The organism is Paraburkholderia guartelaensis, assembly GCF_004353905.1.
In the GTDB taxonomy this organism is placed as follows: domain Bacteria; phylum Pseudomonadota; class Gammaproteobacteria; order Burkholderiales; family Burkholderiaceae; genus Paraburkholderia; species Paraburkholderia guartelaensis.
On the sequence record NZ_SMOD01000006.1, the window covers coordinates 249,217 to 273,725 of the forward strand.

General features: G+C 66.1%; 23 protein-coding genes and 1 pseudogene. 11 read left to right on the top strand and 13 right to left on the bottom strand.

Annotated elements, in window-relative coordinates; translation table 11 throughout:
• Positions 1 to 197: 197 nt before the first annotated feature.
• Positions 198 to 899, bottom strand: a pseudogene (gene hda, locus E1N52_RS10460) (DnaA regulatory inactivator Hda); the annotation flags it as partial.
• A 283-nt stretch (positions 900 to 1,182) separates the two neighbouring features.
• Between hda and purM the strand changes: the two are divergent.
• Complete coding sequence (purM, locus tag E1N52_RS10465) at positions 1,183 to 2,256, top strand: phosphoribosylformylglycinamidine cyclo-ligase (protein ID WP_133182528.1); 1,074 nt, start codon at positions 1,183 to 1,185, stop codon at positions 2,254 to 2,256.
• A gap of 75 nt (positions 2,257 to 2,331) precedes the next feature.
• On the opposite strand, the gene kynA is transcribed toward purM, so the two are convergent.
• Genes kynA through kynB form a run of 3 tightly spaced genes read right to left on the bottom strand, consistent with a single transcriptional unit; the run spans position 2,332 to position 5,237 of the window.
• Entirely contained in the window at positions 2,332 to 3,300 is a 969-nt protein-coding gene (gene kynA, locus E1N52_RS10470; RefSeq protein WP_133182530.1) for a tryptophan 2,3-dioxygenase, read from the bottom strand.
• 10 nt (positions 3,301 to 3,310) lie between these two features.
• Positions 3,311 to 4,561 (bottom strand): kynureninase, encoded by a 1,251-nt coding sequence (kynU, locus tag E1N52_RS10475; RefSeq protein ID WP_133182532.1) that lies wholly within the window; start codon positions 4,559 to 4,561, stop codon positions 3,311 to 3,313.
• A 34-nt stretch (positions 4,562 to 4,595) separates the two neighbouring features.
• A complete protein-coding gene (gene kynB / locus E1N52_RS10480; protein ID WP_133182534.1) occupies positions 4,596 to 5,237 on the bottom strand; it encodes an arylformamidase in 642 nt (213 codons plus the stop codon).
• 130 nt (positions 5,238 to 5,367) lie between these two features.
• Here kynB and E1N52_RS10485 point away from each other — a divergent pair, with 130 nt between their 5' ends.
• On the top strand, positions 5,368 to 5,874 hold the full coding sequence (locus E1N52_RS10485; RefSeq protein WP_028202039.1) for an Lrp/AsnC family transcriptional regulator: 507 nt from the start codon (positions 5,368 to 5,370) through the stop codon (positions 5,872 to 5,874).
• 41 nt (positions 5,875 to 5,915) lie between these two features.
• On the opposite strand, the gene E1N52_RS10490 is transcribed toward E1N52_RS10485, so the two are convergent.
• Positions 5,916 to 6,428, bottom strand: coding sequence for a flavin reductase family protein (locus tag E1N52_RS10490; protein ID WP_069267771.1), 513 nt, complete (start codon positions 6,426 to 6,428; stop codon positions 5,916 to 5,918).
• 192 nt (positions 6,429 to 6,620) lie between these two features.
• On the opposite strand from E1N52_RS10490, the gene msrA reads away from it, so the two are divergent.
• Positions 6,621 to 7,169: a peptide-methionine (S)-S-oxide reductase MsrA gene (gene msrA, locus E1N52_RS10495; RefSeq protein ID WP_133182536.1), complete on the top strand. Its 549-nt coding sequence runs from the start codon at positions 6,621 to 6,623 to the stop codon at positions 7,167 to 7,169.
• 41 nt (positions 7,170 to 7,210) lie between these two features.
• Here msrA and E1N52_RS10500 read toward each other — a convergent pair whose 3' ends face one another.
• From E1N52_RS10500 to pdxH, 3 genes are all read right to left on the bottom strand, one after another.
• Entirely contained in the window at positions 7,211 to 8,632 is a 1,422-nt protein-coding gene (locus tag E1N52_RS10500) for a DUF72 domain-containing protein (protein WP_133182538.1), read from the bottom strand.
• 119 nt (positions 8,633 to 8,751) lie between these two features.
• Positions 8,752 to 9,966 (bottom strand): SAM-dependent methyltransferase, encoded by a 1,215-nt coding sequence (locus E1N52_RS10505; RefSeq protein ID WP_133182540.1) that lies wholly within the window; start codon positions 9,964 to 9,966, stop codon positions 8,752 to 8,754.
• 185 nt (positions 9,967 to 10,151) lie between these two features.
• On the bottom strand, positions 10,152 to 10,793 hold the full coding sequence (gene pdxH / locus E1N52_RS10510) for a pyridoxamine 5'-phosphate oxidase (RefSeq protein WP_133182542.1): 642 nt from the start codon (positions 10,791 to 10,793) through the stop codon (positions 10,152 to 10,154).
• Positions 10,794 to 10,957: 164 nt separating this feature from the next.
• Here pdxH and tcdA point away from each other — a divergent pair, with 164 nt between their 5' ends.
• Positions 10,958 to 11,830: a tRNA cyclic N6-threonylcarbamoyladenosine(37) synthase TcdA gene (gene tcdA, locus E1N52_RS10515; protein WP_246089019.1), complete on the top strand. Its 873-nt coding sequence runs from the start codon at positions 10,958 to 10,960 to the stop codon at positions 11,828 to 11,830.
• A 90-nt stretch (positions 11,831 to 11,920) separates the two neighbouring features.
• Here the strand turns inward: tcdA and E1N52_RS10520 are convergent, their stop codons facing one another.
• Positions 11,921 to 12,655 (bottom strand): Crp/Fnr family transcriptional regulator, encoded by a 735-nt coding sequence (locus E1N52_RS10520; RefSeq protein ID WP_133182543.1) that lies wholly within the window; start codon positions 12,653 to 12,655, stop codon positions 11,921 to 11,923.
• A gap of 733 nt (positions 12,656 to 13,388) precedes the next feature.
• Between E1N52_RS10520 and E1N52_RS10525 the strand changes: the two genes are divergently transcribed.
• Complete coding sequence (locus E1N52_RS10525) at positions 13,389 to 14,927, top strand: mannose-1-phosphate guanylyltransferase/mannose-6-phosphate isomerase (protein WP_133182545.1); 1,539 nt, start codon at positions 13,389 to 13,391, stop codon at positions 14,925 to 14,927.
• Positions 14,928 to 14,977: 50 nt separating this feature from the next.
• Here the strand turns inward: E1N52_RS10525 and trxA are convergent, their stop codons facing one another.
• Positions 14,978 to 15,826, bottom strand: a complete 849-nt coding sequence (gene trxA, locus E1N52_RS10530; RefSeq protein WP_133182547.1) for a thioredoxin — start codon at positions 15,824 to 15,826, stop codon at positions 14,978 to 14,980.
• 83 nt (positions 15,827 to 15,909) lie between these two features.
• Positions 15,910 to 16,791, bottom strand: a complete 882-nt coding sequence (locus tag E1N52_RS10535) for a pirin family protein (protein WP_133182549.1) — start codon at positions 16,789 to 16,791, stop codon at positions 15,910 to 15,912.
• A 234-nt stretch (positions 16,792 to 17,025) separates the two neighbouring features.
• Between E1N52_RS10535 and E1N52_RS10540 the strand changes: the two genes are divergently transcribed.
• The gene (locus E1N52_RS10540) at positions 17,026 to 17,922 is read left to right on the top strand and encodes an EamA family transporter (protein ID WP_133182550.1); all 897 of its coding nucleotides are present in this window, start codon (positions 17,026 to 17,028) and stop codon (positions 17,920 to 17,922) included.
• Positions 17,923 to 18,006: 84 nt separating this feature from the next.
• Here E1N52_RS10540 and E1N52_RS10545 read toward each other — a convergent pair whose 3' ends face one another.
• A complete protein-coding gene (locus E1N52_RS10545; protein ID WP_133182552.1) occupies positions 18,007 to 19,560 on the bottom strand; it encodes an N-acetylmuramoyl-L-alanine amidase in 1,554 nt (517 codons plus the stop codon).
• Positions 19,542 to 20,132, bottom strand: a complete 591-nt coding sequence (tsaE, locus tag E1N52_RS10550) for a tRNA (adenosine(37)-N6)-threonylcarbamoyltransferase complex ATPase subunit type 1 TsaE (protein WP_133182554.1) — start codon at positions 20,130 to 20,132, stop codon at positions 19,542 to 19,544. Before tsaE ends, E1N52_RS10545 begins: the two co-directional genes overlap by 19 nt.
• A gap of 170 nt (positions 20,133 to 20,302) precedes the next feature.
• Between tsaE and queG the strand changes: the two genes are divergently transcribed.
• From queG to plsY, 5 genes are all read left to right on the top strand, one after another.
• Complete coding sequence (gene queG, locus E1N52_RS10555) at positions 20,303 to 21,547, top strand: tRNA epoxyqueuosine(34) reductase QueG (protein WP_342777841.1); 1,245 nt, start codon at positions 20,303 to 20,305, stop codon at positions 21,545 to 21,547.
• A gap of 116 nt (positions 21,548 to 21,663) precedes the next feature.
• On the top strand, positions 21,664 to 22,149 hold the full coding sequence (locus E1N52_RS10560) for a methylated-DNA--[protein]-cysteine S-methyltransferase (protein ID WP_133182630.1): 486 nt from the start codon (positions 21,664 to 21,666) through the stop codon (positions 22,147 to 22,149).
• Between the two features lie 10 nt (positions 22,150 to 22,159).
• Positions 22,160 to 23,134, top strand: a complete 975-nt coding sequence (gene xerD, locus E1N52_RS10565) for a site-specific tyrosine recombinase XerD (RefSeq protein ID WP_133182632.1) — start codon at positions 22,160 to 22,162, stop codon at positions 23,132 to 23,134.
• 42 nt (positions 23,135 to 23,176) lie between these two features.
• Positions 23,177 to 23,668, top strand: a complete 492-nt coding sequence (ybaK, locus tag E1N52_RS10570) for a Cys-tRNA(Pro) deacylase (protein WP_133182557.1) — start codon at positions 23,177 to 23,179, stop codon at positions 23,666 to 23,668.
• Between the two features lie 211 nt (positions 23,669 to 23,879).
• Positions 23,880 to 24,500 (top strand): glycerol-3-phosphate 1-O-acyltransferase PlsY, encoded by a 621-nt coding sequence (gene plsY / locus E1N52_RS10575; RefSeq protein ID WP_069267759.1) that lies wholly within the window; start codon positions 23,880 to 23,882, stop codon positions 24,498 to 24,500.
• Positions 24,501 to 24,509 lie beyond the last annotated feature (9 nt).

The window sequence follows — 24,509 nt, forward strand, 5'->3', positions numbered from 1 at the left end:
TCGGATTCGGCGGCGGGGGCTTCGGGCTCGCTGGAGAAGAGCGTCGGTGATGTGGACGCTTCGTCGCTTTCAGCGGGCGGCGTTTGGGCCGCCGCGTTGTCGCTGGGCTCGTCTTCGTCCGCGTTGCTCGCGTCGTCGGTTTCTGCCGGCTCTGCGCCGTCGGAAAGCTCCTCGTCCGTCGGCAAAGCGCTCGCTACGCTCACCAGATCGCCCACACCCTTCGCGAGCATCGCGCGCAACAGCGGCAGCGTCACCGCGCGCTTCTGTTCGAGCGAAAAGCGGTCGAGCGCGTCGAGCAAGCCCATGAGGCTCGGCATGTCGCGCCGGAAATGCGTGAGCAGGTAGGCGGGAACGTCGTCGGCGAGCGCAATGCCGCGCTCGCGCGCCGCGAGCTTGAGGATGGCCGCCTTGCCTTCGTCGGAGAGCGGCGCGAGGTGGAACACGAGGCCCCAGCCGAGGCGCGTGCGCAGGTCCTCGCGCACGGCGAGACCCATGGGCGGCGCGTTGCCCGTCGCGACGAGCGCGCAGGCGGGGTACGAACGCACCTCGTTGAACAGGTTGAAGAGCGCAATCTGCTGGGCGCCCGAGAGCGAATCGCAGTCGTCCACTGCGTAGATCGTCACGCGCGGATCGAACGTAAAGGCCGCCAGCGCGCTTTGCGGGCCCAGATAGCGCACGTGGCCCGGCGGCGCTTCGTCGGCGAGTGCGTGCAGCAGATGGCTGCGCCCATTGCCGGGCTCGCCCCAGACATAGAACGTGCGATCGGCGATCGGGCCTGCGATGAGCGCCGCATCCAGACCGCGCAGGCGCGCGACCAGCTCGGCGTTGGCGCCGATATGGAAGTTGTCGAAGGTCGATGGCGGCGGGGTGCCGAGATCGAGCGTTAACTGTCGCTGCACGGTGTGTCTGGACGGAATCGGTTCTAGTAAAGCGTGCTCTCGTGAGAACCGCGGAGATCACTGGGCCGCGGCCGCCGCAGCACGTTGCCGAGGGCGAGCGCGATCCCGGTCCAGATAACGGCCCGACGCTGGTACGGTGCGTAATACGGTGTGTTGTGCGGCAAAACTCGGTTTCCGGTTGTGGGGCGCAGGCGAGGCGCGTTCCAAATCTCGCTCCACCCGCGGCGGCGGGGCGCCGTCAATCGGTTAAAATCGCATTTTACCGACCTTCTGGCGCTTCCCCATGAATCAACCGAAATCCGGCCCCGCTAATCAGGCACAGTCGCAGGACCAAGGCCTCTCCTACGCCGACGCTGGCGTCGACATGGTCGCGGGCGACGCGCTCGTCGATCGCATCAAGCCGTTTGCGAAGAAGACCCTGCGCGAAGGCGTGATGGGCGGCATCGGCGGATTCGGCGCGCTTTTCGAAGTGCCGAAGAGGTACAAGGAGCCCGTGCTCGTTTCGGGCACCGACGGCGTGGGCACCAAGCTGCGCCTCGCGTTTCATCTGAACAAACACGACACGGTCGGCCAGGATCTCGTCGCGATGAGCGTGAACGACATCCTCGTGCAGGGCGCCGAGCCGCTGTTCTTCCTCGACTACTTCGCCTGCGGCAAGCTGGACGTCGACACGGCGGCCACGGTCGTGAAGGGCATCGCGCAAGGCTGCGAGCTGTCGGGCTGTGCGCTGATCGGCGGTGAAACGGCCGAAATGCCGGGCATGTACCCCGACGGCGAATACGATCTCGCCGGCTTCGCGGTGGGCGCGGTCGAAAAGAGCAAGATCATCGACGGCAGCACGATCGCCCCGGGCGACGTAGTGCTGGGCCTCGCTTCGAGCGGCATCCACTCGAACGGCTTCTCGCTCGTTCGCAAGATCATCGAGCGCGCGCAGCCGGACCTCGCCGCCGACTTCGACGGCCGTTCGCTCGCCGACGCTCTGATGGCGCCCACGCGCATCTACGTGAAGCCGCTGCTCAAGCTGATGGAAACCATCACGGTGAAGGGCATGGCGCACATCACCGGCGGCGGTCTCGTCGAAAACATTCCGCGCGTGCTGCGTGAAGGCCTCACGGCCGAACTGAACCACGCGGCATGGCCGCTGCCGCCGCTCTTCTCGTGGCTGCAAAAGCACGGCGGTGTTGCCGATGCGGAAATGCACCGCGTGTTCAACTGCGGTATCGGCATGGCCGTGGTCGTGGCGGCGGATCAAGCCGACGCCGCTGCCTCGCTGCTGGCCGCCGCGGGCGAGCAGGTGTGGAAGATCGGCGTGGTGCGCGAAAGCAAGGAAGGCGAAGCACAGACCGTGGTGGTCTAAGCCTCACGCGTTTCCGCCCAAAAAAATGCCCGCCATTCATGGCGGGCATTTTTGTTTTGAGCGCAGCGGTTTGCGTTACAGCACCGTGCGCACGTGCCAAAGCTCCGGAAACAGCACGACATCGAGCATCTTGCGCAGATACGGCGCGCCACTCGTGCCGCCCGTGCCCTGCTTGAAGCCGATGATGCGCTCGACCGTCGTCACGTGGCGGAAGCGCCATTGACGGAACGCGTCTTCGAGATCGACGAGCTCTTCGGCCATCTCGTACAAGTCCCAGTACTCCGAAGGATTGCGGTACACCTCCAGCCATGCCGCCTCGACCGTCGCGTCGTGTTCGGTCGGCAGGGTCCAGTCGCGGTTCAGGCGCTCGGGCGCGATCGCAAAGCCGCGCCGCGCGAGCAGGCGAATGACTTCGTCGTAGAACGAGGGTGCTTCGAGTGTCGCTTTCACCTGCTCGAAAATCTCGCCCCGATGCTCGTGCGGCTTGAGCATCTGCACGTTCTTGTTGCCGAGCAGGAACTCGATCTGCCGGTATTGATACGACTGGAAGCCTGACGACGCGCCCAGATACGGACGCATGGCCGTGTACTCGGAGGGCGTGAGCGTCGAGAGGACGTTCCACGCCTGCACGAGCTGCTCCATGATGCGCGAGACGCGCGCGAGCTGCTTGAAAGCGGGTGGCAGGGCGTCGCGGTGCACGTTGGCGAGCGCCGCGCGCAACTCGTAGAGCGCGAGCTTCATCCATAGCTCGCTCGTCTGATGCTGCACGATGAACAGCATCTCGTTGTGGTCGGGCGAGAGCGGATGCTGCGCGTTGAGCACGGCATCGAGCGCGAGGTAGTCGCCGTAGCTCATCGACTTCGAGAAGTCGAGCTGCGCGTCGTGCCAGCCTTCGCCTTCGCCTTGTGCCTCAGGCGCTTGCGCAGCGGGAGCGGGCACGGCGGCGCCGTGTCCGAACGGGCAGCCGCCACGTGCTGCGCCGTGGGTCTCACTCGTGGTTTCGCCCGCGTCGGGCATACCCGGGATTTGCATGTGATCGTTCATCTGCCGCTCCTCAGGTCACCGCGCCGCGCTCGGCGAATTCGGGCTTGCGCCAGGACTCGGTGGCGAGCACGTCGCGCAACGTCTCCACCGCGTCCCACACATCGACGTAACGCAGATACAGCGGCGTGAAGCCGAAGCGCAGCACGCGCGGCTCGCGGTAGTCGCCGATCACGCCGCGCGCGATCAACGCCTGCATCACCTCATAGCCGTGCGGATGCTCGAAGCTCACGTGCGAGCCGCGCTCCGCATGCGCGCGCGGCGTGACGAGCGTGAGGCCGTATTCCTTGCAGCGCGTCTCGACCAGTTCGATGAAAAGGTCGGTGAGCGCGAGCGACTTGCGGCGGATCGCCTGCATGTCGGTTTGCAGGAACACGTCGAGACCGCATTCGACGAGCGCCATCGACACGATCGGCTGCGTGCCGCAGAGATAGCGGCCGATGCCGTTGTCCGGACGATAGACCGGGTTCATCTCGAACGGCGACTTGTGGCCCCACCAGCCCGAGAGCGGCTGCGAGAACGCATCCTGATGGCGCTTGGGCACCCAAACGAAACCGGGCGAACCGGGGCCGCCGTTCAGGTACTTGTACGTGCAGCCCACGGCGTAGTCGGCGTTCGCACCGTTCAGGTCCACGGGCACGGCGCCCGCCGAATGCGCGAGATCCCACAGCGCGAGCGCGCCTTGCGCGTGAATATGCTCGGTGAGCGCGCGCATGTCGTGCATCTCGCCCGTGCGGTAGTTCACGTGGGTGATCATCGCGACGGCCACGTCTTCGCGGATCGCGGCGCGCAGCTCGGAAGGATCGTCGACGAGGCGCAGTTCATAGCCGCGGTCGAGCTGCTCGATGAGGCCTTGTGCGATGTACAGGTCGCTCGGGAAGTTCGAGCGCTCGGAAACGATCACGCGACGCTTCGGGTCACGGGCGTTCTGCACGCGCAGTGCGGCGGAGAGTGCCTTGAAGAGGTTGATCGAGATGGTGTCGGTGACGACGACTTCGTCGTCGGCCGCGCCGATCAGCTTCGCGAGCTTGTTGCCCAGGCGCTTGGGCATGGCGAACCAGCCCGCCGTGTTCCAGCTGCGGATGAGGCCTTCGCCCCATTCGCCGCCGATCACGGCCTGCGCGCGCGCGGCCGATGCCGAGGGCGGCACGCCGAGCGAGTTGCCGTCGAGATAGATGGTGCCGGCCGCGAGCGTGAATTGCTCGCGCAGGGCGGCGAGCGGATCGGCGCGATCGGCTGCCAGGGCTTCGTTGCGGTCGTTCATGTCTACGTTTCTGTGTTTGGCTAATGGAGGGGATTCAGTTGGCGGCGGAAGGCAACTCGCGCAGCACGGCGCGTACGGGGCTGGCGTCGAGCGTCGCGAACTTCAGCGGTAGTGCAATGAGTTCGTAGTCGCCGGGCGCCACATCGTCGAGCACGACGCCTTCGAGGATCGCCATGCCATGTGTGCGGATGCGGTGATGCGCGTCCATCGTTTTCGATTCCTGCGGATCGAGCGAGGGCGTGTCGATGCCGATGAGACGCACGCCGTGCGCGGCGAGCAGATCGATCGTCTCCGGCGCGACGGCGCAAAACTTGCTGTCCCAGTGGTCCTGCGGTGCGTGCGCGTAGGTGCGCAGCAGCACGCGCGGCGGGATGCCGGGCAACGCGCCTTCCACATGTTCGGGCAGCACGAGCGGCGCGGCGCCCACGCAATGAATGACGCGGCACGCGCCGATATACGTGTCGAGCGGCACCTCGCCGATCGGCGCGCCGTCGGCGTCGTAGTGCAGCGGGGCGTCGGTGTGCGCGCCGGTGTGTGGCGACAGCGTCACGCGCGCGACGTTGACCGGCGAGCCCGCCTCCATGCGCCACACGCGCTCGACGCCAACCGGCGTATCGCCGGGCCAGACGGGCGTTTCGGGGTGAATCGGCGGGGAAATGTCTTTGATTTGTCTCATCTCAAAGTTGTTTCGTCTCCTGATGCTTCGAATGATAGGCAACCCCGCGCGAAATGTGCTTGCGAAAAAAACGCCGCAAACTTCGGTTGTTGGCACATAATTTGTCTTAAGACGGGAATGGAGACCAAATATGAACGCAATCTCGCTTGATGCTACCGATTGCCGTATTCTCGCCGTGCTGCAGAACGAGGGGCGGATCAGTAATCTCGATCTGGCGGAGCGTATTTCGCTTTCGCCATCGGCGTGCCTGCGCCGCTTGCGGCTGCTCGAGGAGCAAGGGGTGGTGGAGCGCTACCGCGCAAGTCTGAACCGGGAGATTCTCGGTTTCGAGATGGAGGCGTTCGTGCAAGTGTCGATGCGCAACGACCAGGAGAGCTGGCACGAGCGCTTCGTCACGGCGCTGCGCGACTGGCCGGAGGTGGTGGGGGCGTATGTGGTGACGGGCGAGACGCACTACCTGCTGCGCGTGCTCGCGCACAACCTCAAGCACTACTCGGACTTCGTGCTCAACAAGCTGTACAAGGCGCCGGGCGTGATGGACATCCGCTCGAACATCGTACTCACGACGCTCAAGGTGGAAGTGGGCGTGCCCGTGGACCTGATCGCGCAGCGCGAGCCGAAGAGCGCGCCGGCATAAACGGGAACAGCGGAGAACGGCAGGGCGCGCGCCCCGCCGTATCAGAGCGACTGGAGCTGGTGGAACGCGCCGCCGTGGAAGACGAGCGGCGAAGCGTCCGTGCCGTCCTCGCGCACGCCGCAGCGCTCCACTTCTCCGACGAAAATCACGTGGTCGCCTTCGTCGTAGCGGCTGCGGTTGTGGCACTCGAACCACGCGATCGCGCCGTCCAGCACGGGCATGCCGGTGTCGCCGGCCGCGTGCGAGACGCCCTCGAAACGGTCTCCCTTCACGGTCGCAAAGCGCTTGCACAGGTCGAGCTGCGACGCGGCGAGCACATTGATCACATAATGGCTGTTCGAGCGGAACACGGGCATGGACGCCGAGCGCGTGGCGAGGCTCCACAGCACGAGCGGCGGATTGAGCGAGACCGAGTTGAACGAGCTGGCCGTGATGCCGATGAGCGTGCCGTCGGGCGCACGCGTCGTGATTACGGTCACGCCGGTGGCGAACTGGCCAAGCGCGCGGCGGAATGCGCCGTCGTCGAAGTTGGGCGGGCTGGCGCGGCGGGTCATCGGTGCAGGCCTTCACGGGCCGCGCGCGCGGCGGCGGGAGCGGAAATCGGGATCAACGTCATGTGGAAATTCGGCGAATTGTCACAATTTTAGCGGAAGCGGCGGATGGCGGGTCGTGCGAGGCACCGCGCAGTGGTGTCAGCAGTGAGGTCCGTGATGGCGTCCGCAGTCACGATCTAAGGAGCGAATAGCATGAGTCAGACAGTCGAAACGGCCACCCTGGGCGGCGGATGCTTCTGGTGCCTGGAGGCGGTGTATCTGCGCGTGGAGGGTGTGAGTGCGGTGGAGTCGGGCTACGCGGGCGGCCACGTGGCGAACCCGAGCTACGAGCAGGTCTGCGACGGCGACACCGGCCACGCTGAGGTCGTCAAGGTGGACTTCGATCCGGCGAAGATCACGTATCGCGAGATTCTCGACATCTTTTTCGCGATTCACGATCCGACGCAGCTGAACCGCCAGGGCAACGACGTGGGCACGCAGTACCGCTCGGCGATCTTCACGCACTCCGAGGCGCAGCGCGAGACGGCCGAGCAGGCGATTCGCGAGCTGGCCGCTGAAGGCGTGTACGACGGCAAGATCGTCACCCAGGTGCTGCCGCTCGACGGCAACTATTTCCCCGCCGAGGCGTATCACCAGAACTACTTCGCGCAGCACCCGAACCAGGGCTATTGCTCGTTCGTGGTGGCACCGAAGGTCGCGAAATTCCGCCAGAAGTTCGCGCATCGGCTCAAGGCTGAATAAGCCTCAAAAGGCGCGCGGCGGTTTCGTTGCCGCTTCGCGCCTCAGTCTTCCTTTTCCGCTTCTTCCTGCGCGCCGGGCGGCGTTTCGTCCGGCGTCGCGTCGCCCGCGGCGTCCAGCGCCATTTCCCCGCGCAAGCGTTCCATCTCGTCTGCAATCGCCCGCGCGAGCTTCGCGCACGTGAGCGGCGCCGATCCCTCCGCCTTGTTATTCGTCGTGATCAGCACGGGCTGGCCCGCCATTGCGTAGCGTGCGGCCAGTTCCGCGAGCGTGACGCGCGTATGCGGGTCTTCGTCCACCAGCTTGTCGAACGGCTCGTAGCGCGCCTTCGCCTGCTCGTACTTGAAGCCGCTGTGCAGGCTCCAGCGCACGATCAGCGGGCCGGCCGGGGCTTCGCCGTCCATCAGCGCGAGCGCGGCGGCCTGGCGCAGCGGGTCCGGCATTCGGGCGTGCAGGCCTACGCAGTAGCGCACGCCCGCGGCGCGCAGCGTGCGCACGAAGCGCGGTGTGAGCAGGATCGCGTCGCGGATCTCGATGGCGTAGCAGGGGGCGTCGCCGGCTGCGGCGGGATCGGTCGATTGGGGCAGCGGCGGCAATGCGGCGAGGAAAGCGGTCAGCCGCTCGACGAACGCCGCCGGGTCGGCCAGCAGCTGATCGGGCAGCGGCGGGAACTGGAACACGAGCGCGCCTGCCTTGCCGCCAAGGCCCGCGAGGCACGGCTCGACGAATTCGCGCGTTGCCAGCTCCGCGTTGAGAAAGCACGGGTTCGCGGAAACGGGCTCGCCACGCTCGCCGCGCACACTCGCGTCGGTGACGAGCGCCGGCGCCTTCACGATGAAGCGGAAGTGGTCCGGCACCTGCTGCGCGTAGCGCAGGTAATCGGTGACGGTGAGCGGCGCGTAGAACGAGCGGTCGATGCTCACCGAGCGCAGCAGCGGATGCGCGCCGTAGGCCGAGAGGCCGTCGCGGGCAAGCTTCGACTGGCTGTAGTCCTCGCCGTAGACAATGCCGCGCCAGCCCGGAAACGACCACGACGAGGTGCCAAGGCGCACGCTTGCGGGCAGTGCGGCGGCGACGTCGAGCGTGTCTTGCGTGGCCACGGCGGGCAGCACGCCGCGTCCGCGGCGTTTCGGGGCGTTCGCGCCGGGCGCGGGTTTTGGCGGTTTTGCACGCGGCTCGCTGTCTTCGCGCGCTTCGATTTCCGCGTCGTCGTCGCGCGTGGCGCGGGCAGGGCGCTGGGCGGCGGGCTTCGTGGCGGGTTTTGTCGCGGGCGCGCTCGCCGGCGCCGCGAAGCCGAACAAGTCAGGCTGCGGCTCGGCGCGGGCTTCGCTTTTCGGCGCGTTGCGGCGCGCAGCCGCGCGGGCGGCCTCGCGCGCGGCCGGTTGGGCCGCGTCGGTGCCGGAGTCGTTGGCCGACCCGAGCGTGCTGTCGCCAAAGAGGTCGTGGCCGTCGTCGCGTTCGTTCATGCAGTGGCGTCGCGCAGTGGCGTCGTGATGGCGGTCGTGGGGCGAAGCCGCCTGAGTCGAGCGCAACTGCGGGAACAGTTGATTCGCGGGCGGCGCGGCGAACCGCGCCGCCGTCTGCGTCAGAGCGGCTTCTCGTACATATACCGGCGCGACCACGGCAGCGTGCTCGCGCTGCGGCCGGCCTTGCGGCAGACGATCTGGAAGATCGACACGTCATCGTGCTCGAACGCGTACGCGCAACCCGCCAGATAAACGCGCCAGATGCGGAACTTCTCGTCGTCGACGAGCCGTTTCGCCTCCTCGGCGCGCGCCTCGAAATTCTCCGCCCACAAATCGAGCGTGTGCGCATAGTGACGGCGCAGGCTTTCCACGTCAACCGCCTCGAGGCCGCCGCGCTGCGCCGCTTCTAGCGCGAGGCCGATGTGCGGCAGCTCGCCGTCGGGGAACACGTAGCGGTCGATGAACTCGCCGCCGCCCAGCGCCGTTTCGCCCGATTCGGCGTCCGACGAGGTGATGCCGTGGTTCATGGCGACGCCGTCGTCGGCGAGCAGGTCGTGGACCTTGCGGAAATAGCCCGGCAGATTCTTGCGCCCGACGTGCTCGAACATCCCCACGCTCGTGATGCGGTCGAACTGGCCTTGTATGTCGCGATAGTCCTGCAGGCGGATTTCGATGCGGTCTTCGAGGCCCGCCGCCTTCACACGCGCCGTGGCGAGATCGAACTGGTTCTGCGAGAGCGTTACGCCCACGCAGCGCGCGCCGAACTTCTGCGCCGCGCGCAGCACGAGCGCGCCCCATCCGCAGCCGATATCGAGCAGCTTATGACCTTCCTTCACCTGGATCTTGGTGAGGATATGGTCGATTTTCTTGAGCTGGGCGGTAGCGAGGTCTTCGTCGCCGTTTTCGAAGTACGCGCACGAGTAGACCATGTTCTCGTCGAGCCAGAGCTTGTAGAACTCGTTCGAGACGTCGTAGTGGTACTGGATGGCCTGCTTGTCCGTGGACTTCGAGTGCGTGAAATAGCGGCGCACGCGGGCGAGCTTGCTGGCGCTCGTGACGGTGCTGCGCGCGAGCGAATAGCTGATGTTGATGATGTCGGCGAGCTTGCCTTCGATGTCGATCTTGCCCTTCACGTAGGCCTCGCCGAGATTGTCGAGGCTCGGCGTGAGAAGAAGCGGCAGCGCCGACGCGCTGTTGACCTTGAGCGTGACCCGAGGCGCGGCGAAGTGGCCGAAGTCGTATTGCTGCCCGCTCCAGAGCACGAGGCGGGCGGGCAGGTCGGCCTTGCTGCGCACTTCTTCTGCCCACTGTGCGAGTTTTTTCTCCCAGAACATGCGTTTCTCTCCATGTCAGATGAACGATTGAAGCCCAATGACAAAAGCGAATTGCGATGCAGGTTTTTTGGCAACAGCGTTACGGCAACAGCGAAATACTGAACGACATGCAACGAAAGCGGTGAGACGAAAATCCGGTTGGCGCGGCGCAAGTGCGGTAAGGGCGTTACGCCGCGCGCATGCGCTCAGGGCGCGAGACGCTCGATGCGCCAGGCCGCGCCCGCGCTGTCACGCGTGTAGCGGATGCGGTCGTGCAGGCGCGACGGGCGACCCTGCCAGAACTCGATGGCCTCCGGCACGAGCCGGTAGCCGCCCCAGTGCGGCGGGCGCGGCGGCGTTTCGCCGTACTGCGCGGCGATTTCGCGCTCGCGCGCTTCGAGCGTCTCGCGGTTCGCGATCACCGTGCTTTGCTCCGAGGCCCAGGCGCCAATGCGCGAGCCGAGCGGGCGCGAGTTGAAGTAGGCGTCGCTTTCCTCGGCGCTCGTGAGTTCGACCTTGCCCTCGATGCGGACCTGGCGCTCCAGCTCGATCCAGTGAAAGAGCAGCGCCGCATGCGGATTCGCGCTCAGTTCGCGGCCCTTGCGGCTCTCGTAGTTCGTGAAGAACACGAAACCGCGCTCGTCCACGCCCTTGATGAGCAGGATGCGCGCGGCGGGGCGGCCTTGTGCGTCGACCGTGGCGACCGTCATGGCGTTGGGCTCGGGCAGCTTCGCGTCGAGCGCCTGGGCGAACCAGGTCTGGAACTGGCGGATCGGATCGGGATCGACGTCGGCGGCGTCGAGCGAGCCGAGCGAGTAGGTCTTGCGGAGATCGGCGAGGGATGTCATCTTTTATGCAGACGCTTCAATGCGGACAAGTATATCGAAGAGGCAGGAAGCAGGGGCGCCCGGCTAGGGGCGCCCGGCCTCGTTCGGCGGGATCAGGCAAAATACGGGTCTTGCCAGGACCGCGACAGCAGCGTGCGACCGGTCCGCTTACGATTGCTACCGTCATGTCCAGTACCCCGATTTCCCCTGCCGCCGGCTCCGTCGATCTTACCCCGAGCCCTGCCGACGATGTTGCCGACCGCGCCCGCCGATTCGGCGGAATCGCGCGGCTTTATGGCGCACCCGCGCTCGACGCGTTCGAGCGCGCCCACGTTGCCGTGATCGGCATTGGCGGCGTGGGCTCGTGGGCCGCCGAGGCGCTCGCGCGCAGCGCGATCGGCAAGCTCACGCTGATCGACCTAGACAACGTGGCCGAGAGCAACACCAACCGCCAGATCCACGCGCTCGACGGCAACTACGGCAAGCCCAAGGTCGAGGCCATGGCCGAGCGCATCAAGCTCATCGACCCGGCGTGCGACGTGCGTCTCGTCGAGGATTTCGTCGAGCCGTCGAACTTTGATGCGTTGCTGGGCGGCGGCTTCGACTACGTGATCGACGCCATCGACAGCGTGCGCACCAAGACCGCGCTGATCGCCTGGTGCGTGGAGCATCGCGTGCCGCTCATCACGGTGGGTGGCGCGGGTGGGCAGCTCGACCCCACGCGGATTCGCATCGACGACCTCGCGCTCACGATCCAGGACCCGCTGCTCTCCAAGGTGCGCGGCCAGTTGCGCAAGCAGCACGGTTTTCCGCGCGGGCCAAAGGCGAAGTTCAAGGTAAGCGCGGTGTATTCGGACGAGCCGCTCATCTATCCCGAGGCGGCTGTGTGCGATATCGACGCCGAGGCGGAGCACGTCACGACGTCGCCGGGGCACCACGGTCCGGTGGGGCTGAACTGCGCGGGCTTTGGTTCGAGCGTGTGTGTGACGGCGAGCTTTGGTTTCGCGGCGGCTTCGTATGTGCTGCGCGCGTTGGCGCATCAAGCCAGCGGGCGTTGAAGGCGAGCGCCAGGAACGCAAGAAAGCGTGCCTGATAGGCACGCTTTCTTATCGAGGTGGAAAGCGAACGAACCGCGCGCGTCGGTCGCCTTATTCGACCGCTTCCGCTTCGTGCAGGCGCGGGAGCAGGCGATCGAACTCGCGGCGCACGAGACCGTAGCACTCGCATGCGCGCGCTTCGAGGCGCGTGCGGTCGAGTACGCGGATCTTGCCGCGGCTGTGATGGATCAGACCTTCGTCATGCAGCTTGCCGGCTGCTTCCGTGACGCCTTCGCGGCGCACGCCGAGCATGTCGGCGATCAGTTGCTGCGTCACGCTCAGATCGTTGGAATCCACGCGATCCACTTCGATCAGCAGCCACCGGCACAGCTGCTTGCTCAGCGAGTGGTGGCGGTTGCAGGCGGCCGTCTGCGCGATCTGCGTGAGCAGTGCGTGCATGTAAAGCAGCGTAACGCGACGCAGGAGGTCCGAGCGCGCAAACTGCTGCTTGAGCGCCTGTGCGCTGATGCGGTACGCGAAGCCCGAACTTTGCACCTGCACGCGGTTCGGCATCGTTTCGCCACCGGTCAGCACCGGCACGCCGGTCATGCCTTCCCGGCCCACCGCTGCAATTTCGACGGAACTGCCGTCTTCCATTGTCGTGAGCATCGAGATGACGGCGGTCGTCGGAAAGTACACGTGATGAATACGCTGGCCGCAATCGCAGAGCAGCTGTTCAGTGCGCAGTTGAACGAGTTCAAGATGCGGCGCCAACGCCTGCCACTCGTTTGACGGAAGTGCGCCAAGCAGATGATTGCCGTGCAAATCGGATTGAAGGGTCAACATGATCGGTCCTCGCGTAAAGCGGCGTGTGCCGCCTCCTGTTTTTTCTGTTTCCGGCTGCCGAATTTATTGTTATCGCCGTTACCCGTTCGGCTATACGTTCGTTGCGCCGGCCCCATAAGCCCCATCAGCGTTTTGCGATCTCGTTTGTCGGCATCCACGCCTGTGTGGCGAACTCTACTTAGCAGGGGTTGTGCCAGCAGCCGCGAAAGTGAGGAAGCTTGCGGCCTGGCGCTGCGCCAGCTATTTCCGGGGCGACGCAAAGTCGCATTATTGTTTCAGTTTTGTACAGCGCCAGCGCGGCGCCGTTTGCGAAATCGCTAGAGTTTGATGTTGCCAACGCCTTGATTTATATAGCTACTTTCGCTCCTCAGACGGATGCGCGGAAATGAATCCTCGCTGAAACATCGTTGGACCATCGCCTTGTACGCGTTGTGCGCCTGCCTTTGCTGCGCCGCGGTTTTGATTCGTTTCTGTTGGGGGGCTACCGACACTGTCGCAAAAACGTTCGGATGTGAAACATCACCTTGCGCGGCCATCTTCGCGCTTCGTGCGCTGCCGCACATAACGATGACTGCGCGACGACCACGCCTGCGCCACAAAGAAAAAATTCATGGCGCGCCGTGCGATGAATGTGGCTGCGCGTACAGATTCGCGCGATACGTATTGTTCAAATGTCACCCGTACGCCAATCAATAACGAGACTCGGTGCATGACTTCGGGGGGAGTGACGCGAATGAACAACGATGTGACATCTGCCGGCCTGATAGCCGCGATCAGCGAAGGTGACGCCGAACTCGTCGTTCAGCCCGTCGTGCTGGCGGGTGGTTCAGGCACGCGGTTATGGCCGCTTTCGCGCGAACACTGTCCCAAGCAACTGATCGATCTGCTCGATGGCGAGTCGCTGCTCGAGGCGACTGTACGGCGCCTCGATGGCGTTTTCCTGCACGCCGGCGCCTCGCTGCCTGAAGCGCACGCAGCGGTTCGCAAGGCTGCGCCCTTTGTCGTGAGCAGCGAGGACTTGCGCCATCTGACCGCCGACCGTCTTGGCCGCAGCGGCATGGCCGCCCGCTTCGTGCTCGAACCGCTCGCGCGCAACACGGCGCCCGCGCTGACGGCGGTGGCGCTTGCCGCCAGCCGCGACGGCGATCCGGTGCTCGTTGCCATGCCCGCCGACCATTTGATCGCCGATGGCGCTGCGTTTGCTGCCGCGCTCGAAGAAGCCGTGACGCACGCGGCGCGCGGTGCCATCGTCACACTCGGCGTGCCGCCGCAACGCGCCGAAACGGGCTACGGCTACATCGGCGCGGGTTTGCCGCTTGGCAGCAGCGGCGCGCGCAGCATCGAGCATTTTGTGGAGAAGCCGGATGCCGAGCGCGCTGCAAGCTATGTTGCTTCGGGGAACTATCTTTGGAACAGTGGGATTTTCGTTGTGCGCGCATCGGTCTGGCTCTCGGCGATCGCGCACAGCCGGCCGCTCATCGCGGCGCAGTGCGCGGCGGCCTTCGAAAATGCCTCCGTCGACGCTGACGGCACCGTCCACTTGAACCGCGACGCACTCGCCGCCTGTCCGTCCGATTCGATCGACTACGCGGTGATGGAGTCGGTTGGCGTGAATGCGCGACTCGCGGGCGTGGTTGTGCCGCTTCGTTCGGGCTGGTCGGACGTCGGGGCGTGGGATGCCCTGTGGCAGGTCTCGGAGAAGGACGAGAATGGCAACGTCGCGCGCGGGCGCGTGCTGTTCGAGGATGCGACGGATACCTTCGTGCATTCGGACGGCCGGCTCGTTGCCTGCGTGGGCGTGCGGGGCATGGTGGTGGTCGAGACAGCGGACGCCGTGCTCGTCGTCGCGAAGGACCGCGTTCAGGACGTCAAGGCGGTGGTTACCAGGCTCAAGGCGCAGCACAGTGAGGTGGCGCGGCAGCACCGGCGCGTGGAGCGCCCGTGGGGCTGGTACGACTCGGTCGATCAAGGCGAGCGCTTTCAGGTCAAGCGCATCGTTGTAAAGCCAGGTGGCCGGCTTTCGTTGCAGATGCATCACCACCGCGCGGAGCACTGGACCGTGGTGCGCGGAACGGCGCGCGTGACGCGTGGTGAGGAGGTGCTCCTGCTTTCCGAAAACGAATCGACCTATATCCCGCTAGGCATGACGCACCGGCTGGAGAATCCGGGCAAGACGGCGCTCGAGATCATCGAGGTGCAGTCGGGCTGTTATCTCGGCGAGGACGACATCGTGCGCTTCGACGACCAGTACGGTCGGGTTCAGCAAGCGTAGCTAACTGAACGCAAGGCGAGGACGCACGCGGCGTCCTCGGCCGCTCGATATCAATTCAGCGTCGCGCTCAGCTTGCGCCGCCACTCGCTCACGAGCTGCGGTTGATGCGCCGCGAGATCGAACACGGAAAGCATGGTCTTGCGGCCCACGTCGTCGCGGAAGGCGCGGTCGCGCTTCACTATCTCCAGCAGATGCTCGAGCGCGCCCGCGTACTTGCGGCGCGCGATCAGCGCGTTCGCCAGATCGAAGCGCGCTTCGAGGTCGCCGGGGTTGGCGGCGACCTGGGCTTCGAGCGCGTCGGTGGGTGGTAGGTCTGCGGCGGCGTCGAGCGCGTCGAGGCGCGTCTTGAGCGCATTGAAGCGCGCGTCGATGCCCTGCGTGGTCTTGGGCGAAAGCAGCTCGACTTCCTTTTGCGCGTCGTCGGCGCGGTTGTCGGCGAGCAGCATCTCGATCAGGTCCATGCGCACTTCGTCGTTGCCCGGATCGAACGCGAGCGCGGCCTGCAGCGCTTCATAGGCTTCGTCGCGGCGGCCCTCGGCCAGCGCTTCCTGTGCGGCGCGGCGCGCGGCGTCGGCGCCGTCGGGGATCAGGCCGTCGAGGAACTGACGCAGCTGGCCTTCGGGCAGCACGCCCACGAACTGATCGACCGCCTGGCGGTCCGCGAACGCCACGACGTGCGGAATGCTGCGCACGCCGAAGTGCGCGGCGAGCTCCTGGTTCTCGTCGACGTTCACCTTCACGAGCTTCCATTTGCCCGCGTATTCGGCCTCGAGCTTTTCGAGCATCGGGCCAAGGCTCTTGCAAGGGCCGCACCAGGGCGCCCAGAAGTCGACCAGCACCGGCGCTAGCGCCGACGCTTCGATCACGTCTTTTTCAAAAGTGGCGAGAGTGGTGTCCATTGCGTCCTCGTTGAGAAATGCGTTATGCCGCTAGTTGGGGACGAAACGCCCGCATTTCAATCATCCTCCGAAAGCGACGAGCCTTAGCGCGGCTTCTTTTCCGGCAGCGGGATCCATTCCGTTTCGCCGGGGACATGCCCCATTTCCTGGCGCGTCCAGGCCTCCTTCGCCGCTTCGATCTTTTCCCGCGAGCTTGCCACGAAGTTCCATTCGATGAAGCGCTCGCCTTCGAGCTTTTCCCCGCCGAGCAGCATCACACGCGCCCCGTTCGTGCTCGAAAGCGTGGCGGTTTCGCCCGGCACGAGCACGGCCATCGTGTACTGCTCGAGTGGCGTGCCGTCGATCGCGAGGTCGCCTTCCACGAGATAGACGCCGCGCTCTTCGTGCTCCGCGTCGAGCGCGAATGCGCCGCCCGGCGCGAAATCTGCGGCGACGTAGAGCGTGCCCGAGAAGGTCTCCACAGGCGAGGTCGCGCCGAACGCCGTGCCGGCGATCACGCGCATCGTGACGCCGTTGCGCTCGATCTCGGGCAGCGTCGCGGCAGCGTGATGGAAGAACGACGGCTCCGTGTCCTCGTGATCGAACGGCAGCGCCACCCAGGTCTGGATGCCGTGCATGACGAGGCCGGTGGCGCGCTCCTCGTCGGGCGTGCGCTCGGAGTGGACGATGCCGCGTCCGGCCGTCATCCAGTTCACGTCGCCGGGCACGATCTTCTGGCTCGAACCGATGCTGTCGCGATGCATGAGCGCGCCGTCGAAGAGATAGGTGACCGTGGCGAGCCCGATATGCGGGTGCGGACGCACATCCACGCCCGAGCCCGGCGCGAGCGTGGCGGGGCCCATGTGGTCGAAGAAGATGAACGGGCCGACGAGGCGTGCGGCGAGCGCCGGCAGCACGCGCCGCACATAGAGATTGCCGATGTCGCGTTGATGAGGCTTGAGAACCGCTTTGATCGATGAGGACATGATGCTTCCTGGATGGGTCGTACGGCACGCGCTGTGGGCCACGCTGTGGGCCAGCTAGTGGGCGAAATCGGCGCGCAGGCAAGCCGCGCACGAGACTGGCACTCATTCTAACGCCGGCTTTCCCGGCGTGCGGCTAACGGAACGGCCCGGCGCTGGCGGCACGGCGCGCCGCGGCGCGAGGCGGTAAGATCGCCGCTTCGAAGAACAGGCATGACGCAAAAGAGGAGAAAGGGGATGTCGCCGAAGGATCTGTTGCTCGCGCTGGTGGTGGTGCTCGCGTGGGGCGTGAATTTCGTCGTGATCAAGGTGGGGCTGCACGGCGTGCCGCCGCTCCTGCTCGGCGCGCTGCGCTTCATGCTGGCGGCGTTCCCCGCGGTGCTGTTCGTGAAGCGCCCGCAATTGCCGCTGCGCTGGCTGCTGGCCTACGGCGCGACCATCTCGCTCGGCCAGTTCGCGTTTCTCTTCACGGCAATGTACGTAGGCATGCCCGCGGGCCTCGCTTCGGTCGTGCTGCAGGCGCAGGCGTTCTTCACGCTCGGCTTTGCGGCGGTGTTTCTGCGTGAGCGCTTTCACGCGCAGAACGTAGTCGGCTTGTTGATCGCCGCGGGCGGTCTCGCGCTGATCGGCGTGCAGTCGATGGGCGGTGGCGCGCAGGGCATGACCATCGCCGGCTTCGTGCTCACGCTCTGCGCGGCCTGCATGTGGGCGCTCGGCAATATCGTCACGAAGAAGGTGGGCAAGGTCGATCTCGTCGGCCTCGTGGTGTGGGCGAGCCTCGTGCCGCCGCTGCCGTTTCTGCTGCTCTCGTACTGGATGGAAGGTCCGCAGCGCATCGTGGCCGCGCTCTCGGGCATTGGCATGACGTCGGTGGGCGCGATCGTCTATCTCGCGTTCGTCGCGACGCTCATCGGCTATAGCCTCTGGAGCCGCCTGCTCTCGAAGTATCCCGCAAGCCAGGTGGCGCCGTTCTCGCTGCTCGTGCCGATCGTCGGACTCGCCTCGGCGTCACTGCTGCTCGGCGAGCAGTTGACCTCAGCCGAGATCGGCGGCGCCGTGCTCGTGATGGGCGGCCTTGCCGTCAATGTGTTCGGCGGCTGGGTCAAGCAGCGGCTTGGGGCCGCGCGCTCGTAACGATCCCGCTCCCAATGAAAAACGCCGCGCGAGCCCGAAGGCTTGCGCGGCGCTTTTGAAGCCGCCGGATGCTTCGCGCGGCACTCAGGTCATACGGCTCTTCGCAAGCGGCGGATTGGCCGCGAAATAGCGCCTGATGCCCTTGAGAATCGCGTTCGCCATCTTGTCGCGATAGGCGTCGTCGTTGAGCTTGGTCTCTTCTTCGGGATTGCTGATGAAGGCCGTCTCCACGAGGATCGACGGAATGTCGGGTGCCTTGAGCACCGCGAAGCCCGCCTGCTCGACCGAGCCCTTGTGCAGCTTGTTGATCTCGCCGACCTCATTGAGCACGAAGCCGCCGTAGCGCAGCGAGTCGCGGATCTGCGCCGTCGTCGACATGTCGAAGAGCGCGCGGTTCACGGCCGCGTCGGCCGTCTGCACGCTGATGCCGCCGATCTGGTCCGACGAGTTCTCCTTGTTCGCCATCCAGCGCGCCGCGGCGCTCGTCGCGCCGTGCTCGGAAAGCGCGAACACCGACGAGCCGCGCGCTTCGGGCGTGGTGAACGCATCGGCGTGAATCGAGACGAACAGGTCCGCGCCCACGCGGCGCGCCTTCTGCACGCGCACGTTCAGCGGCACGAAGAAGTCGGCGTCGCGCGTCATCATCGCGCGCATGTTGGGCTGGGCGTCGATCTTCGCGCGCAGCTTCTTCGCGATGTCGAGCGCGACGTGCTTCTCGTAGGTGCCTGCGCTGCCGATTGCGCCCGGGTCCTCGCCGCCGTGGCCCGGATCGATCGCGACCGTCAACAGGCGCGTGGTGCCGCCCCTGGTGGTTTTCGGCGTGGTGAAGCCGTAGTTGTCGTCGGCGCTGGCGTTGGCGCTGTCGTCGTCGTTGTTGCGCTGGGCGACGACGGGCGGCCTCGGCGCGGCAGGCTTCGGCGGACGCGGCGCAACCACGGGGGGCGCCGGACGCGGCGGGCTCGGCGCGGCGCCCGCGTCGTTCTGCGCGTAGCGCTCGAAGAACGCGTCGCTGTTGTCGTGCGCGGGCGGCGTGTTCGGACCCGCGAGCGTGGGCGGCGTGGAAGGCGGCGCGCTGTCCTTCATCGCTTCGTGCGCGTCGAGCTGCTGCTGCTTGCGCTCGGTTTGCGCCAGCAGGTCCATGAGCGGGTCGGGCGCGACCGCCGGATAGAGGTCGAACACGAGCCGGTACTTGTACGAGCCGATAGGGGCAAGCGTGAACACCTGGGGCTTCACGCCGCCCTTGAGGTCGAACACCATGCGCACCACGTGCGGCTGGTACTGGCCCACGCGCACGGCCTGGATCTGCGGATCGTTCGGCGTGATCTTCGAGACGAGGTTCTTGAGCGCGTCGTCGAGATCGAGTCCGGTGAGATCGACGACGAGACGATCGGGGCCCTGCAGCAGTTGCTGCGTATTTTGCAGCGGCTGGTCCGATTCGATGGTGACGCGGGTGTAGTCGCGCGCGGGCCACACCCGCACGCCGACGACCGAAGTGGCCCACGCGAGGCGCGGCACGGCAAGACCGAGCACGAGCGTGGAGGCGCCCGCCTTCAGAATCTGCCGGCGACGCCAGTTGTGCGTGGCGGTGGCGGCCGATTCGATCGAGCGGAACGGTTTGATTAACATCTTTCTAGACATGCCTTTCCTGATGCGCTGTATGCGTATGCGGTGAGCACGCGGCCTTCGCCGCTTGCATCCGGCTCGAGCGAGAACACGAGATCGGGTACGCCCAGCAGGCCGCCCGCGCGTTGCGGCCATTCGACGAGGCACACCGCATCTTGCGCGAAATATTCGCGAAAGCCCGAGTCGGCCCATTCGGCCGGATCGCTGAAACGGTACAGATCGAAGTGATAAAGCTGGAGTTCCCCACAGGGCGTTGCGACCGTGTACGGTTCGACGAGCGTGTAGGTGGGGCTGCGCACGCGGCCCGTATGGCCGAGCGCGCGCAACGTGGCGCGCACGAGCGAGGTCTTGCCCGCGCCGAGGTCGCCGTGCAACTGCACATGCAGGCCGTGAAAGGGCGGTGCGCCGTGATTCTGCGCGCTGTTTTGTGCAACTTTTGCGCGCAGCGAATCGAGCGCGTGCGCAAAGCGTGCGCCGAAGGCGTCGGTGGCGTCGGCGCCGGCGAGATCGAAACGGCGCTCGAGGAGAACGTCGGCGGATGGATCAAGCGAAAACGGCGCGTGGTCGTGACCGGGCGTGTCGGGCATTCTCGTAAAATGACGTAATGAACCCCACGCAATCCCCTTCCAACTCCGCGCAGGATGCGCGCGCGTCTTCGGAGGCGCTCGACCCAACGTCCGCTCAGGCGGGTGCTCGAGCGCATGCTCAAGCTAACGCGCCGCAAGATTCGTCTGCGCAGGCCGTCGAGCAGGCCACGCTGCTCGATGAGGCGGCGCTCGCCGCGCTCGCGGCGCGCATCCGGACGTGGGGGCGCGAGCTGGGGTTCGGTGCGATCGGTATCAGTGACACCGACCTTTCCCATGCCGAGGCGGGCCTCGCCGCGTGGCTCGAAGCAGGCTGCCACGGCGAGATGGATTATATGGCCAAACATGGGATGAAACGCGCGCGGCCCGCCGAGCTTGTGGCCGGCACGCGACGCGTGATTACCGCACGCATGGCCTATTTGCCCATCGATACGCTCGCGCCGAATGCAGTGGGAAAGACGCACGAAAGTGCTTCGCAAGGCGGCCCGGATCTCGGCGAGAGCGCTGGCACCGACGTTGGCACGGACGTTGCCCACGAGAGCATTCACGCCGACTGGCGTCTGCGCGAGCATGCGCGGCTCGCCGACCCGCATGCCGCCGTCGTGTCGATCTACGCGCGCGGCCGGGACTATCACAAGGTCTTGCGTGCGCGGCTGCAGCAGCTTGCCGAGCGCATCGAGGCCGAGATCGGCCAGTTCGGTTTTCGCGTGTTCACCGACTCCGCGCCGGTGCTCGAAGTCGAGCTTGCGCAGAAGGCGGGCGTGGGCTGGCGCGGCAAGCACACGCTGCTCCTGCAGCGCGACGCGGGCTCGCTCTTCTTTCTCGGCGAGATCTACGTGGACGTGCCGCTGCCGACCGATGCCGACGAGCCGGCCAGTGCCGCGCCCGAAACGCCCGGCGCGCATTGCGGCAGCTGTACGCGCTGCATCGACGCGTGCCCGACGGGTGCGATCACCGGCCCGTATCGCGTGGATGCGCGCCGCTGCATCTCCTATCTCACGATCGAGTTGAAGGGCAGTATTCCCCTGGAACTGCGCGAGCTGATCGGCAATCGTGTGTATGGCTGCGACGACTGCCAGCTCGTGTGCCCATGGAACAAGTTCGCGAAGGCCGCGCCTGTCGCGGATTTCGACGTGCGCCACGGGCTCGATCGCGCGAGCCTCGTCGACCTGTTCGGCTGGAGCGCGGCGCAGTTCGACGAGCGCATGCAGGGCAGCGCGATACGACGCATCGGCTATGAGAGCTGGTCGCGCAATATCGCGGTGGCGATGGGCAATGCGTTGCGTGCAAAGCGTGAAGGCGCGGATCGCGCCCGCGACGCCGCGCGCGCGGCGATCGTGAAGGCGTTGCGCGAGCGCGAGCACGACGAATCGGCGGTCGTGCGCGAGCACGTGCTTTGGGCACTCGAAGCGGCTTGATGCGGATGAAAACGGCAGAGGCTGGCATGGACCTGAAACTGAACGATGGCGCGCTGGAAATCGCGCGAACAACGCGGCACCATGGCGTGCAACGTTCGCGCACGAAGGAGACGACGATGTTCAACGCAGTGATCGACGCGCCATTCGGCAAGGTCGGCATCCGCACCGTCGGGGCAGCGCTGCGTGAGATCGTCTATCTGCCGGGACAGACGGCGAGCGTCGAGCCCGATTGTGAGCTTGCTTCTCGCGCGGCCGCTCAGATCGAGCAGTATTTCGAGGACGCCGACGCCGGCTTCGACCTGCCGCTCGCACCGCTCGGCACCGAATTCCAGCGGCGCGTGTGGGACGGCATCTGCGCAATCGAGGCCGGCGAAGTCCTCACCTACGGCGAACTCGCGAAGCGCATCGGCGGCGTCAGCCCGCGCGCCGTGGGCCAGGCGTGCGGCGACAATCCCTTTCCGCTCGTGATTCCGTGTCATCGCGTGGTGTCGGCGAGCGGCCTCGGCGGCTTCGCGCATCACGGCGGCGAAGGCTTCTTTCGCGACGTGAAGCGCTGGCTGCTCGCCCACGAATGCACGTCGAACCGATTTCAACTGCGCTGACACGATGACGATGACGACGAATCCGCCGCCGCTTGCCGTAAGCGATGCCGCCGACGAAGCCGAGCAGGCGCTCGACCCCGCCGCCGCCGAAGCGCTTGCGTCGAGCCTCACGGCCATCGACACGTTCTGCGACGCCATGTGGCTCGAGCACGGCCTCTCGCGCAACACGCTCGACGCCTACCGGCGCGATTTGCGCCTCTTCGCGCAATGGCTCGCGCACGAGCGCTCCAATGGGCTCGACACGACCCACGAGGACGATTTGCTCGCCTACAGCGCGCGCCGCAAGGACGATAAATCCACCTCGGCAAACCGGCGCCTTTCGGTGTTTCGCCGCTACTACGGCTGGGCGCTACGCGAGCAGCGCGTGCATTCGGACCCGACCGTGCGCATCCGCTCGGCAAAGCAGGCGCCGCGTTTTCCGTCGACGTTGAGCGAGGCGCAGGTCGAGGCGCTGCTCGGCGCGCCCGATGTCGAGACGCCGCTCGGCCTTCGCGATCGCACGATGCTCGAGCTGATGTATGCGAGCGGCCTGCGCGTGACCGAACTCGTCACGCTCAAGACCGTCGAGGTGGGCCTGAACGAAGGCGTCGTGCGGGTGCTCGGCAAGGGCTCGAAAGAGCGGCTCATTCCGTTTGGCGAGGAGGCGCACGCGTGGATCGAGCGCTACCTGCGCGAGTCGCGGCCGGCGCTGCTCGGTGCACGCACGGCCGACGCGCTCTTCGTGACCGCGCGCGCCGAAGGCATGACGCGCCAGCAGTTCTGGCACATCATCAAGCGCCACGCGGCGGCGGCCGGTGTGCACGCGCCGCTCTCGCCGCACACGATGCGCCACGCGTTTGCCACGCACCTGCTCAATCACGGCGCGGACTTGCGGGTCGTGCAGCTTCTGCTCGGCCATAGCGATATTTCCACCACGCAGATCTATACGCACGTCGCGCGCGAGCGGCTGCGCCTGTTGCACGAGAAGCATCATCCGCGCGGGTGAGGTTGAAGCGGTTGTTGCGGACCGTGCGATTACAATGCGCCGATGAGCAAAACGAAACACGTGTCCGAAACGCCCGCCACGCAGATGCTGCGACGCGCGGGCGTCGCGTTCGGCGAGCATCCCTACGAGTATGTCGAGCATGGCGGCACGGAAGAATCCGCGCGCCAGCTCGGCGTGGACGAGCATCGCGTCGTCAAGACGCTCGTGATGGAGGACGAGCACGCGAAGCCGCTCATCGTCCTCATGCATGGCGACCGCAAAGTGTCGACCAAGAATCTCGCGCGGCAGATCGGCGCGAAGCGCATCGAGCCGTGCAAGCCCGAAGTCGCGAACCGTCATTCGGGGTACCTCGTGGGCGGCACGTCGCCCTTCGGCACGAAGAAAGCCATGCCCGTGTACGTCGAATCGACCATACTCGAACTCGACGAGATCTGGCTCAACGGGGGCCGTCGCGGCTATCTCGTGAGCCTTGCCCCCGCGGTGCTCACGACGCTCCTGAACGCGAAGCCGGTGCAGTGCGCGAGCGTCGAATAACGGTCAAATAAGGCGCGCCGCCCGCTGAGCGGACTTTCCGGCCAGTTCCCGTTGCTTCCCTGATTTACCCTGGTTTGTGCGCGGTTGTGCCGACTGGGCGGGCAGGGCGCGCCCGCGCTTCGGTAGAATGAGCGCCGTCGCGCGCTGCCGGGCGGCGACGACCGTCGTTACCGCCTGGCGCGCATCGTTCCACTTCCTCCGGGTTTCGTGCATGTACAACCTGTTCGTCGCCGTTCTCGCCTATCTGATCGGCTCGGTTTCGTTCGCCGTGATCGTGAGCGCCTTCATGGGCCTCGACGATCCGCGCTCCTACGGCTCCGGCAATCCCGGCGCGACCAACGTGCTGCGCAGCGGCAACAAGAAGGCCGCGATCCTCACGCTGATCGGCGACGCGTTCAAGGGCTGGCTGGCCGTCTGGCTCGTCGCGCACTTCGGCCCGCGTTACGGGCTGGGCGACGCCGCCGTCGCGCTCGCCGCGATCGCCGTCTTCCTCGGCCACCTGTATCCGGTGTTCTTCCGCTTCAAGGGCGGCAAGGGCGTTGCCACCGCGGCAGGCGTCCTGCTCGCCGTGAATCCGATTCTCGGTGTCGCCACGCTCGCCACCTGGCTCATCGTCGCGTTCTTCACGCGCTACTCGTCGCTCGCGGCGCTGGCGGCCGCCGTGTTCGCGCCGCTCTACTACGTGTTCATGTTCGGCCCGCGCATCGTCGCGCTCGCGATCCTCGCCATGAGCGTGCTGCTGTTCTGGCGGCATCGCGCGAACATCTCCAAGCTGATCGCGGGCAAGGAAAGCCGTATCGGCGAGAAGAAGGCTGCCGGCGCCGGCAAGTAGGCCGGCTTG

What these genes read in the sequence shown, in the direction of transcription:
- plsY (WP_069267759.1), top strand. Translation starts at nt 23,880, where the DNA reads ATGTACAACCTGTTCGTCGCCGTTCTCGCCTATCTGATCGGCTCGGTT.
- xerD (WP_133182632.1), top strand. Translation starts at nt 22,160, where the DNA reads ATGACGACGAATCCGCCGCCGCTTGCCGTAAGCGATGCCGCCGACGAA.
- E1N52_RS10520 (WP_133182543.1), bottom strand. Translation starts at nt 12,655, where the DNA reads ATGTTGACCCTTCAATCCGATTTGCACGGCAATCATCTGCTTGGCGCA.
- E1N52_RS10535 (WP_133182549.1), bottom strand. Translation starts at nt 16,791, where the DNA reads ATGTCCTCATCGATCAAAGCGGTTCTCAAGCCTCATCAACGCGACATC.
- pdxH (WP_133182542.1), bottom strand. Translation starts at nt 10,793, where the DNA reads ATGACATCCCTCGCCGATCTCCGCAAGACCTACTCGCTCGGCTCGCTC.
- E1N52_RS10540 (WP_133182550.1), top strand. Translation starts at nt 17,026, where the DNA reads ATGTCGCCGAAGGATCTGTTGCTCGCGCTGGTGGTGGTGCTCGCGTGG.
- E1N52_RS10525 (WP_133182545.1), top strand. Translation starts at nt 13,389, where the DNA reads ATGAACAACGATGTGACATCTGCCGGCCTGATAGCCGCGATCAGCGAA.
- E1N52_RS10500 (WP_133182538.1), bottom strand. Translation starts at nt 8,632, where the DNA reads ATGAACGAACGCGACGACGGCCACGACCTCTTTGGCGACAGCACGCTC.
- tsaE (WP_133182554.1), bottom strand. Translation starts at nt 20,132, where the DNA reads ATGCCCGACACGCCCGGTCACGACCACGCGCCGTTTTCGCTTGATCCA.
- E1N52_RS10560 (WP_133182630.1), top strand. Translation starts at nt 21,664, where the DNA reads ATGTTCAACGCAGTGATCGACGCGCCATTCGGCAAGGTCGGCATCCGC.
- tcdA (WP_246089019.1), top strand. Translation starts at nt 10,958, where the DNA reads ATGTCCAGTACCCCGATTTCCCCTGCCGCCGGCTCCGTCGATCTTACC.
- E1N52_RS10490 (WP_069267771.1), bottom strand. Translation starts at nt 6,428, where the DNA reads ATGACCCGCCGCGCCAGCCCGCCCAACTTCGACGACGGCGCATTCCGC.
- E1N52_RS10485 (WP_028202039.1), top strand. Translation starts at nt 5,368, where the DNA reads ATGAACGCAATCTCGCTTGATGCTACCGATTGCCGTATTCTCGCCGTG.
- msrA (WP_133182536.1), top strand. Translation starts at nt 6,621, where the DNA reads ATGAGTCAGACAGTCGAAACGGCCACCCTGGGCGGCGGATGCTTCTGG.
- ybaK (WP_133182557.1), top strand. Translation starts at nt 23,177, where the DNA reads ATGAGCAAAACGAAACACGTGTCCGAAACGCCCGCCACGCAGATGCTG.
- E1N52_RS10545 (WP_133182552.1), bottom strand. Translation starts at nt 19,560, where the DNA reads ATGTCTAGAAAGATGTTAATCAAACCGTTCCGCTCGATCGAATCGGCC.
- kynB (WP_133182534.1), bottom strand. Translation starts at nt 5,237, where the DNA reads ATGAGACAAATCAAAGACATTTCCCCGCCGATTCACCCCGAAACGCCC.
- trxA (WP_133182547.1), bottom strand. Translation starts at nt 15,826, where the DNA reads ATGGACACCACTCTCGCCACTTTTGAAAAAGACGTGATCGAAGCGTCG.
- kynU (WP_133182532.1), bottom strand. Translation starts at nt 4,561, where the DNA reads ATGAACGACCGCAACGAAGCCCTGGCAGCCGATCGCGCCGATCCGCTC.
- kynA (WP_133182530.1), bottom strand. Translation starts at nt 3,300, where the DNA reads ATGAACGATCACATGCAAATCCCGGGTATGCCCGACGCGGGCGAAACC.
- purM (WP_133182528.1), top strand. Translation starts at nt 1,183, where the DNA reads ATGAATCAACCGAAATCCGGCCCCGCTAATCAGGCACAGTCGCAGGAC.
- E1N52_RS10505 (WP_133182540.1), bottom strand. Translation starts at nt 9,966, where the DNA reads ATGTTCTGGGAGAAAAAACTCGCACAGTGGGCAGAAGAAGTGCGCAGC.